The sequence below is a fragment of the Pseudoalteromonas sp. MIP2626 genome, from assembly GCF_013414205.1.
In the GTDB taxonomy this organism is placed as follows: Bacteria; Pseudomonadota; Gammaproteobacteria; order Enterobacterales; family Alteromonadaceae; genus Pseudoalteromonas; species Pseudoalteromonas nigrifaciens.
Genome location: NZ_JAATTW010000027.1, coordinates 40699 through 48196 on the forward strand (window position 1 = coordinate 40699; position 7498 = coordinate 48196).

The window sequence follows — 7498 nt, forward strand, 5'->3', positions numbered from 1 at the left end:
CTACTCTGCTAGTGGTAATTTAAATTTAGCTAAACGATTTTTTGGAAAAGCTGATAGGTCAACAGCTTCACCGTTTAGAGTAATATTAACTGCATCATGCTTACCCAGCACAACCGAAAAAGGAGCTATGCCTGTTAAGGTCATTTCATAGCCTGCTTTTTTTACTCCAAACGCAATTTTTTCACCTTCGGCATCATAAATTTCTACCCAGCTCTCATCATTAAAAAGCATAACGATAGTACTACTATTGTTTGCTTCGTTAGGGGCTGTAGTAGTGGTGTTAATTGTACTATTACCGCTAGGTAGCGCACTTAATTGCTCACTTTGCGGTAATGCTACATTATTTGTTTCCAGAACTTGCTGCTGTGATGCGCCAATATTACTTTGCGCAGCCTGCTCTTGTTGTTCACTCATTATTGAGTTTTCAACATTAATATTACTTGTTTGCTCTTCGATAGGCATAGCAGTTTGCCACCACCACAAGGCAGAGGAGCCAATTACAATGGCTAAAATAATATAGCTGGCAATCATTAAACGACTGTCGTTAGCTTCTTTTTCAGTACGACGCGAAAAACTCTGCATATCAACGGGTTTTTCAGGCGTTGTAGGTGCAGGTAGCATAGCCAAAATAGGTGTATGATCAATTTTTAGCTCTCGGCAATAATTTTTTATATACCCTTTTACAAAGGTTGTAGGGCCAAGCAGTTGATATTCATCATTTTCTATACGTTGCACTTGTAACACAGTCAGTTTTAAATGTGTTGCCATAGTAGCAAGGCTAATGTCAGCGTTTTCTCTGTGTGTTTTTAATATTTGCCCAAGAGAAGGTTGTTCGCTTTGGGGCTGAGTAATTTCTTCATTCATAATAGGTATGAGTCTGGATCCACTAGTAAAAGATTGTGCCCTGGTGTTAGTGCTATATCAGGACTTAATTTATTCCATCGCATTAATTCATCAATTAATACCTGCCGCTGGGTAGCTATTTCAAAAAGGGTATCACCAGCTTTAATTTCATAATAAATGTTAGGATCGTTAAGGTAAATTTTACTGCCATTCATTACCCGATCTGACTCTTTTAATCCATTCCATAATAGGAGCTTTTGTAGTTTAACATTGTATCGTACCGAAATGCTAAATAGGTTTTCACCAAACTCTATAATATGAAACGGGACTGTAAGCGGCGCAACCTTAGGGTTGAGCATAGGTAGCTTATTGTCGTTACTTGTTGGCGCATTTCTCAGCTCTATGGTGTCAAGTTCGTTGCTGTTATTGCTAGCAAATACATCTGCATTTTTAGTGGGCTTATAAAAAACCACCTGACCATTATTACTAGGTTGAGCACTCGCTTGGCTGAAAGTAGTGTTAGTTGTATTTGCTTTATTAGCGCTGTTAATAGCAGGTTGAGGAGCACCAAAAGAAATTATTTTAACGTTATTATTAGCTGCAACCTGTGCTGCAGGCAAGTTGCTTGTTGGTGTCTCAGGCTGCGCGCTTAAAGGGCTAACAATAGCTTGTTTACTGCTTTGGTTTGTTGAGTTTGTTATTGGTTTTGCGTTAAGCACAGCGTTCGCCTGGCTTGGTGGTGCGACAGTTTTGCTTGATGGCAGAACTGGTTTAACTTCGGCTATTACTGCAGCTGGGTCTGTTACTGTTGCAACGGGCGTTTTATTAGCACTAATTAAGCTTGTTGAGTCATTTTGTGATGGACGCTTTTTACGAATTATTTTTATTTTAGGCTGTGAACTTAATTGCGCTTCGCTACCATCTTGTTTTAATTCATTGAGCTGCGCTTGACGATATTTTTCGCGCAAAACTTCAAATTCGGTTTGTTTTATTTGGCTATCTCTAATCGCAAAAGCCTGATCACTACTTGGGTAAGTTTGTAGGATAGTTGCAGCAATTTTCTCTGCTTCTTCAATTTTACCCATGCGCTGTTTAATTAAATAACTAAGTAATAAAGCACGCGGAGATATTTGCGCGGTATCGTCGTAACGCTTTAACAGTGCACTTGCTTTGTATAAATCGCTTTTAGCGTAATATAAAGCCGCTAAACTAATCAGCGTTGAAGCGCGCTGAGAACTGTGATTTATTGCTTGCTGAAAATAAGTTTCGGCGTTATCAAAGTCGTCAAATTCTATAGCGCACAACGCTAAGTTTTCGTAGCTTTGGGCAACACGGATATAGCTGGGTATTGCGATTGCTTTTAAAAACTGATCAGTAGCACGGTCGTATTCATCTATACCACATAAAAATACCCCATAGTTATTTAAGGTATTAGGATCGTCAGGTTTAATAGCAAGTGCTTTTTGATAGGCTAAATCGGCAAGTTTATTTTCACCAACTTGTTGATAGTAATACGCTAAAGAGTAGTGGACTTCGGGTAGGTTTGGCGCATATTCGCTGGCACGTTCAAGGTTATATTTTGCTTGAGAGTTATTACCCGTATTTAAATATTGTAAAGCAAGGGCAATGCGAGTTCGAGCTGCGCCTGCGCTATTAATTTTATTTTCGACAACGGGTTTATCACTGCCGTTATAACTATTTTCTGTAACGCAACCGCCTAAGGCGAGCGTAGATATAGTTAAAACTAGTAAAGGTCGCATTACCTTGTCTCTTTATTTTTTGTCCATAGCGCCTATCTTACCTAAAAGCATCTATGTTGCATCAATTATTTAAAAATAAACGACTTAAAAGCAATCAGTCTTGATATGAAGTATTAATTAAGACTGATTGCTATTTAGAGATGAGGTTATGCTTGGTGAATATTAACGGTAATCGCGTTATCGTCACGCATTTTCTTTTTAGCCAAGCGTTTTGTTCTATCAACAACATCGCCAGCTAATTGACCACACGCTGCATCAATATCATCACCGCGAGGGCGACGTACAATACAAGTAATGCCGGCTGCTTGTAAAACCTTAGAAAAACGGTCAATACGACTATTACTCGAACGCGTATATTCGTTACCCGGAAATGGGTTAAACGGAATAAGGTTTACCTTACAAGGAGTGCCTTTAAGCGTTTGTACCAATGCGTGCGCTTGGTCGGTGCTGTCGTTAATACCATTGAGCATAACGTATTCAACGGTTACGTCTTTATTTGCTTTAGAGCCATCGATATAACGACGACACGCCGCTAAAAACTCTTCAATAGGGTATTTTTTATTAACGGGCACTAAAATATCGCGCAGTGCGTTATCAGGAGCATGCAATGAAATAGCCAGTGCTACGTCAATTTTTTCTTTTAGTAAATCCAGAGCCGGTACCACGCCTGAAGTACTTAATGTAACGCGGCGCTTAGATAAACCAAAACCCCAATCGTCCAACATCAGTTCCATCGCGGGGACTACGTTTTTAACGTTAAGGAGTGGCTCACCCATGCCCATCATTACCACGTTTGTTACCGGGCGTTTTTCGCTGTGACCATCAAGGCCAATATCTTTAGCTACACGCCAAACCTGGCCAATAATTTCAGATACTTTTAAGTTACGGTTAAAGCCTTGTTGCGCTGTAGAGCAAAAAGTACATTCAAGCGCACAACCAACTTGCGATGATACACATAACGTAGCGCGTTCTTTTTCAGGGATCCAAACAGCTTCTACTTCTTGGCCGCCTTCAAGCACTAATGCGTATTTGATCGTGCCATCTTTAGCTTGTTGACGCACTGATATTTCTGGGGCAACAATTTCGCATTCAGCTTTAAGTTTTTCTTTAAGCTTTTTGTTTACGTTGCTCATATCGTCGAAGTTGTCTACGCCAAAATGATAAATCCATTTCATCACCTGGTCACTACGAAACGGCTTTTCACCGAACGATGCAAATAGCTCGCGCATCCCTTCTCGGTTTAAATCTAATAAGTTAATCTTTTTTTGCTCGGTCATGAAACAACCTCAATCGGTGACGGTGGAGATAAAAATTTACGAGGACGAATTGTACACAATTCACTCAGCTTAATCATTAAGTAAAACATTATAAGTTTACTGATTAATACCTTACATAATGACTAAAAAAGGGCCCGAAAGCCCTTTTCAATATGTTAACGAGTTCGAATTAACGAGTACGTGAACAAAGCTCTTCGTCAGCGAAGAAGTACGCGATTTCGCGAGCAGCAGATTCAACAGCGTCAGAGCCGTGAACAGCGTTTTCGTCGATGCTGTCAGCGTAGTCTGCACGTAAAGTGCCTGCTAGTGCGTCTGCAGGGTTAGTAGCACCCATGATTTCACGATTTTTAAGAACAGCGTTTTCGCCTTCAAGAACGGTAACCATTACTGGACCAGATGTCATGAAAGATACTAAAGCACCGAAGAAAGGACGTTCGCTGTGTTCAGCGTAGAAGCCTTCAGCTTTCTCTTGTGAAAGGTGAACCATTTTAGCTGCAACGATTTTAAGGCCAGCAGTTTCGAAACGGTTGTAGATAGCGCCGATGTGGTTTTTAGCAACTGCATCAGGTTTTACGATTGAGAAAGTACGTTCTAAAGCCATCTTAATGCTCCAATAATTTTAAGTGAAAGTGTGAATATTAACGGGCGCGAATTATACGCGTTTTAACGTAAAAATACTAATTATTATTAATAACCAATTTGATTGTTATTTTGTGATCTCGATCAAATACAAATAATTTGCTGCATTTATACTGCCGCGCTCTACACTTATTGTATTTGTTAATTATTCATGCAACTGGCTTGTAACCAGTTTTATGTATGGAGCGCTCATGCCATCAACTACTGTTAACTCTTCAAAAAATACACCGCCGTTTGCGTTTACCCCTGAACTATTATCGCCCGCGGGCAGCTTAAAAAACATGCGCTATGCCTTTGCTTATGGTGCCGATGCAGTATATGCAGGGCAGCCACGCTATAGCTTAAGAGTACGTAATAATGAGTTTGATCTTGAAACATTAAAAATAGGCATAGATGAAGCGCATGCACTGAATAAAAAGTTTTATGTGGTATCTAATATTGCGCCGCATAACGCTAAAGTTAACTCGTATTTACGCGACATTGAGCCGGTTATTGCTATGCAGCCCGATGCGCTGATCATGTCTGATCCGGGGTTAATTATGCTAGTGCGAGAAAAATGGCCGACTATGCCTATTCATCTATCGGTACAAGCGAATGCGGTAAATTACGCGAGTGTACAATTTTGGGCAAAACAGGGGATTGAGCGAGTTATTTTATCGCGCGAACTGTCGCTAGAAGAAATTGCCGAAATACGCAGGCTTTGCCCAAATACCGAGCTGGAAATATTTGTCCATGGTGCCTTGTGTATGGCGTACTCTGGACGCTGTTTATTGTCGGGTTACATAAACAAACGCGATCCAAATCAAGGTACATGCACTAATGCTTGTCGTTGGGATTACGATGTAAAACCGGGCGTTGAAAACGAAACGGGTGAAATGGTACATAAGTTCGATCCTAAAAGTATAATACCTACGCTTGGTGAAGGCGCTCCTAGTAGCGAAATAGTCATGTTAGAGGAGCAAGGTCGCCCCGGTGAATATATGCCTGCTTATGAAGATGAGCATGGTACTTATATTATGAACTCAAAAGATTTACGAGCAGTACAATATGTAGAGCAACTTACCCAAATGGGTATACATAGCTTAAAAATAGAAGGGCGCACCAAGTCTTTTTATTATGTAGCACGCACCGCGCAGGTTTATCGCAAAGCAATTGATGACGCAGTAGCTGGTCGCCCGTTTGATACCAACTTATTTAAAACCTTAGAAAATTTAGCCCACAGAGGCTACACCGAAGGCTTTTTAAAGCGCCATGCGCACCAAGACTATCAAAATTATGAATACGGCCATTCGGTATCAACTAAACAACAGTTTGTTGGCGAAGTGCTGGGTAGAGATGCTAACGGCTTAGTTGATATTGATGTAAAAAATAAGTTTTGTGTTGGCCATTCATTAGAGTTAATGACCCCACTAGGTAATATTAGCTTTGTACTTGAGCAGATGGAAAATAAAAAGGGTGAAAGTATTAGCGATGCTAAAGGTTCCGGCCATATTGTTAAAATAGCGCTGCCTCAAGCACTAGATTTAGCGTACGCTATTTTAATGCGTAATCTTGATGAGCATCAAGATACTCGCAATCCGTTTAAGCAAGCCGTTTAGTAATTACAGCAATACTTTAAGCGACTTTTATAGCGTTATGGTACTGAGGCTGAGTTATTAAAAAATACCTTGCAGCGCTTTAGCTAAAGTGTTGCAAGGTATAGTCTATTAGTAACCTCACACGATGAGGGATTTGTTTTCTGTCGCGATAAAGCATAGAAAAAGGCTGCCCTTCACTTTGCCAATCAGGAAGAATACGCTCAAGCGTTCCTGACTCTATTAATGGCAATGCAATATAATCAGGTATATAACTAATGCCAACACCCGATTCTACGGCATGTTTCATCATTTGAATTTCATCAACTTCAAGCCTAATGTGTTTTTTTGGCTCAACGTTATACACTTCATTAGTCAGTTTATTTTTTAATTGCCACGGGGCTAATCCAAAGCAAATAACTTTGGGTTGTTCTTCTAATTGCTCAGGGTGGGTAATTAAATGAGTGGTTTGGTTAGGGCGGCCACATATTATATTATGGGTGAGTTTCAACTCTCTAATAACCCAATTATCAATAGCTGGGTTTCGTACTCTAAAAGCAATATCAATGCCTTTTTTTTCGATATCAATTAAGTCATTTGAAAAACGTAAATCTAACTGTATTTCTGGATACAGCAGTAAAAAATCACAAAAAATAGCGCTTAAAAAATGCTTGCCCATGTAAATTGGCGCAGAAATTCTAATTTTACCTTTTGGTTGCTGCTTCTCATCAGATAACGCTTGCTCTATGGCGTCTACTTCCTCAAACAGTTTACAGTAGCGAGCGTAATATAGCTCCCCTGTATGAGTTAATGTAACGCGATGAGCGTCTCGATTAAGTAAGGTTAACTGTAGAGTTTGCTCCAATAAACGTATTCTGCGGCTTAAGGTTGATAATGATAGATTTAGACTTTCGGATGCTTTTTTAAAGCTACCTAATTTCACTATAGTGCAAAAATAACGTAAATCATCAAGGGAGTAATTAGGCATTATTAAAACCGCTTATCATTTCAAAACTTAATTATTGTTGAAGTTATGTTTAATCATAACAGCGGCGCTGTTAAATATCATTAGATGTTAAAAGTAGTGATTTAAAATTGGCCGCCCCCCCCGTGATTAGGGCGAAGCGATATCGCTGGCTAGTTCGCATTATGATATCTTGAGACAAAATGGCTTTGTTAAACAAGTATGCCTAGCTTTTATTTTCTCACTAGCAATTGTTTGCTTATGTTTGTAGCGATAAATTGAGACTTAAACTTAAGGGTATTATGAATTTTTGTGATGATATTTTTGTGATGATATTTTTGAAGCTGTATTAGCTTTAGATGAGTCTACCCAATAGCGCCAAGTGCTCCATCTAAATCTAATGAGCCAAAGCGAGTTAATTTAGGTGGTGGTGAAAGGCGC

6 protein-coding genes are annotated in these 7498 nt (G+C 39.6%); 1 reads left to right on the plus strand and 5 read right to left on the minus strand.

Annotation, left to right across the window (positions count from 1 at the left end; translation table 11 throughout):
* The 4 genes from HC000_RS11975 to ndk form a co-directional block, all read right to left on the minus strand.
* Positions 1 to 864, minus strand: coding sequence for a RodZ domain-containing protein (locus tag HC000_RS11975; RefSeq protein ID WP_179807759.1), 864 nt, complete (start codon positions 862 to 864; stop codon positions 1 to 3).
* Positions 861 to 2603, minus strand: coding sequence for a type IV pilus biogenesis/stability protein PilW (pilW, locus tag HC000_RS11980; protein ID WP_179807760.1), 1743 nt, complete (start codon positions 2601 to 2603; stop codon positions 861 to 863). Before pilW ends, HC000_RS11975 begins: the two co-directional genes overlap by 4 nt.
* A 146-nt stretch (positions 2604 to 2749) precedes the next feature.
* Positions 2750 to 3880, minus strand: a complete 1131-nt coding sequence (locus HC000_RS11985; protein WP_086998182.1) for a bifunctional tRNA (adenosine(37)-C2)-methyltransferase TrmG/ribosomal RNA large subunit methyltransferase RlmN — start codon at positions 3878 to 3880, stop codon at positions 2750 to 2752.
* Between the two features lie 169 nt (positions 3881 to 4049).
* Positions 4050 to 4481 carry a nucleoside-diphosphate kinase gene (gene ndk, locus HC000_RS11990; RefSeq protein WP_011329780.1) on the minus strand — a complete coding sequence of 144 codons (432 nt, stop codon included), beginning with the start codon at positions 4479 to 4481 and terminating at the stop codon, positions 4050 to 4052.
* Positions 4482 to 4710: 229 nt separating this feature from the next.
* Between ndk and yegQ the strand changes: the two genes are divergently transcribed.
* Positions 4711 to 6117 (plus strand): tRNA 5-hydroxyuridine modification protein YegQ, encoded by a 1407-nt coding sequence (gene yegQ, locus HC000_RS11995; protein ID WP_089369096.1) that lies wholly within the window; start codon positions 4711 to 4713, stop codon positions 6115 to 6117.
* 79 nt (positions 6118 to 6196) lie between these two features.
* On the opposite strand, the gene HC000_RS12000 is transcribed toward yegQ, so the two are convergent.
* Positions 6197 to 7081, minus strand: a complete 885-nt coding sequence (locus tag HC000_RS12000; protein WP_011329784.1) for a LysR family transcriptional regulator — start codon at positions 7079 to 7081, stop codon at positions 6197 to 6199.
* Between the last annotated feature and the right edge of the window lie 417 nt (positions 7082 to 7498).

Excerpts from the sequence above, each read along its gene's own strand:
- HC000_RS11975 (WP_179807759.1), bottom strand. The coding sequence starts at position 864 with ATGAATGAAGAAATTACTCAGCCCCAAAGCGAACAACCTTCTCTTGGG.
- pilW (WP_179807760.1), bottom strand. The coding sequence starts at position 2,603 with ATGCGACCTTTACTAGTTTTAACTATATCTACGCTCGCCTTAGGCGGT.
- HC000_RS11985 (WP_086998182.1), bottom strand. The coding sequence starts at position 3,880 with ATGACCGAGCAAAAAAAGATTAACTTATTAGATTTAAACCGAGAAGGG.
- ndk (WP_011329780.1), bottom strand. The coding sequence starts at position 4,481 with ATGGCTTTAGAACGTACTTTCTCAATCGTAAAACCTGATGCAGTTGCT.
- yegQ (WP_089369096.1), top strand. The coding sequence starts at position 4,711 with ATGCCATCAACTACTGTTAACTCTTCAAAAAATACACCGCCGTTTGCG.
- HC000_RS12000 (WP_011329784.1), bottom strand. The coding sequence starts at position 7,081 with ATGCCTAATTACTCCCTTGATGATTTACGTTATTTTTGCACTATAGTG.